Source organism: uncultured Campylobacter sp., from assembly GCF_938045535.1.
GTDB lineage: Bacteria > Campylobacterota > Campylobacteria > Campylobacterales > Campylobacteraceae > Campylobacter_B.
Window position 1 is genome coordinate 1 of record NZ_CALIMQ010000155.1, and the last position, 2,676, is coordinate 2,676.

3 protein-coding genes are annotated in these 2,676 nt (G+C 48.3%); 2 read left to right on the plus strand and 1 reads right to left on the minus strand.

Going from position 1 to position 2,676, the window contains the following annotated elements; translation table 11 throughout:
* Positions 1-577 (minus strand): tetratricopeptide repeat protein (locus Q0095_RS04960; RefSeq protein WP_297881922.1); only part of this gene is annotated, 577 nt, incomplete at its 3' end.
* Between the two features lie 147 nt (positions 578-724).
* Between Q0095_RS04960 and hisD the strand changes: the two genes are divergently transcribed.
* Together hisD and Q0095_RS04970 are read left to right on the plus strand one after the other, a co-directional pair.
* A complete protein-coding gene (gene hisD, locus Q0095_RS04965; protein WP_297881923.1) occupies positions 725-2,014 on the plus strand; it encodes a histidinol dehydrogenase in 1,290 nt (429 codons plus the stop codon).
* A gap of 337 nt (positions 2,015-2,351) precedes the next feature.
* Positions 2,352-2,642 carry a DUF5339 domain-containing protein gene (locus tag Q0095_RS04970; protein ID WP_291936556.1) on the plus strand — a complete coding sequence of 97 codons (291 nt, stop codon included), beginning with the start codon at positions 2,352-2,354 and terminating at the stop codon, positions 2,640-2,642.
* Positions 2,643-2,676 lie beyond the last annotated feature (34 nt).

Genomic DNA, 2,676 nt, shown 5'->3' on the forward strand with positions numbered 1-2,676 from the left:
TATGACAGCTTTCGCCATGTTTCAAATCGCAAGCTTTTGAATATAGCTCGCTCGCTTTTTTATAGTCCTGTTCTACGCCTTCGCCAGATGCATATAAAAGCCCGAGATTGTAGCATCCGTCACCTTCTTGCAAATCGCAAGCCTTGGAAAGCAGTTCGATCGCTTTTTTGTAATCTTGCCCCACTCCTTTGCCTGAGTAGTATAAAACACCCAGATTGCCGCAAGCTATGCTATTTTTTAAGTCGCAGGCCTTAGAATACAGTTCGGCTGCTTTTTTATAATCTTGTTCTACGCCCTTGCCGTATTCATATGACGCCCCTAAGGTGGTGCAACCCCAGCCGTCTCCCAAATTACAGGCTTTAGAATTTAGCTCTTTTGCTTTCTCATAATCCTGCTTCACGCCATCCCCTGAATAGTATGCCATGGCGAGATTCACGCATGCTAAGGTATTGTTGCTATCGCATTCGCTTTGTAATCTGCTTATACCGGGATCTTCTTGTTCCGCCGATGGCAAAGCCGTGGCTTCTGCTAGCGATAAAGCCGCCGTAGCGATCAGCGCTAAAAATATCTTTTTCATACATCGCTCCGTTTAAAATTTCGGCTATTTTATTTCATTTTCGCTTAATCTTTTGAAAATCGGCGAGCTGTAAATTTACATAGCCGCAAGCTTAAAGGCGAAATTTAGCAAAAAGCGTTAAAATTCCAAGCATTACAAGGAGCAAAAATGAAAATTTTAAAAAGCACGAACGCAAATTTTAAAGAGGAGTTTGCGAGGTTAATGTGCCGCGGCGAGACGGATATGAGATCGGTAATGCCCGTCGTAAGCGGCATCATCGAGGAGATCAGAGTGCGCGGCGATGAGGCGCTAGCTGAACAGATTGAGAAATTTGACAGATGGCGCGTGCAGGGCGATCTGGCTATCACGCAAGAGCAGATGAGCCGTGCCTACGAAGACCTAAGCGCAGAGCTTAAAAACGCGCTACAGGTCGCATACGAGCGCATCTACGCTTATCATGAAAAACAGCTTGAGAGAAGCTGGTTTAGCTTCGATCCAAGCGGCGCGATGCTTGGGCAAAAGATCACGCCGGTAGATCGCGCGGGGCTGTATATCCCGGGCGGCAAGGCGGCGTATCCGAGCTCGCTTCTGATGAACGCGATCCCAGCAATCGTCGCAGGCGTGGAGGATATCAGCGTCTGCACCCCCGCCGTGGGCGGCGTCGTAAACGAGCTACTGCTTGCGGCGATGCATGTGCTAGGGATCAAAAAGGCCTACAAAGTGGGCGGCGCCAGCGCGATCGCGGCGATGGCATACGGCACGCGCACGATCGGCAAGGTCGATATCATCACGGGTCCCGGGAATATCTTCGTCGCAACCGCTAAAAAGCTCGTGTTTGGCGACGTGAATATCGATATGATCGCGGGCCCTAGCGAAGTGGGCATCATCGCAAACGCTGCGGCAAATCCGCGCAACATCGCCGTGGATCTGCTTAGCCAAGCCGAGCACGACGAGATCGCAAGCAGCTTTTTGATAAGCGACGATGAAAAATTCGCTCTTGCCGTCGCAGAGCACATCGAGCGCGAGCTTCCTACACTCGCGCGTGAGCCGATCGCTCGCGCTAGCGTACAAAACAAAGGCGCGATCATCATCTCGCGCGATATGAACGAATGCGTGGAGCTGATGAACGAGCTTGCGGTCGAGCACCTAGAAATCGCGACCGAAAACGCCTACGAGCTGCTTCCGCGCATACGCCACGCAGGCGCGATATTTTTGGGCCACTACACGCCAGAGGCGATGGGCGATTACCTCGCAGGCCCTAACCACACGCTGCCGACCGGCGGAAGCGCGCGATTTTTCTCGCCTCTGGGGGTTTATAACTTCATCAAACGAAGCTCGATTATAGCGCTAAATAAACTCGCCATAGACGAGCTAGGGCGCGCGTGCATGGCGCTAGCAGATGCCGAGGGGCTGGGCGCGCACAAAAGATCGGTGCAGATTAGATTTGAGGAGAAGTGATTTTGCGGCGGTAGCGAAATTGCGAAATGAAATTTTAAAAAAGCGGCTCAGGGCTTAAAATTTGCCCACATATAGCTTAAGGCGGTTTGCATGCAGCTTAAAAATTGCGAAGCGAAATTTTAAAAAGCACCGGCGGCAGTTGCGAAACCGTGGGTCTAAATTTTAAAATTTAAAGACGAGTTAAATTTTAAAAAATGTAAGCGTCGAGGTAAGAGTAAAATTTTAAAATTTCAAAAGCGCTATAAATTTAAAAAAACAGCCGTATTTGATTAAAATTTAAGGCAAATTTACTAAGCGAAATGATATACTTTCGCTGATTTTTTACAAGGAGAGAAAAATGAAAAAATCACTTTTAGTTTTGGCTAGTTTTGGCTTTGCGCTAAGTCTTAGCGCCGCAGATCTTTCAGATAGCTGCAAAGAGTATTTCGCAGATCTTGATAAGATGGTTGACACCTACAAACAAGCTGGTCAAGAGCAGCAGGTCAAGATGTATGAGGATCAAAAAAAGCAGTCTATGGATCAGATCAGCGCACTTCCTAAGGAGCAGCAAGAGGCCACTTGCAAACAAGCTAAAGAGATATTTAAGCAGATGATGGATCAGATGAAACAACAAGGCGCTATGAAATAAGCACCTTTGCGGGCACGATGATGCCTTCTTCAGT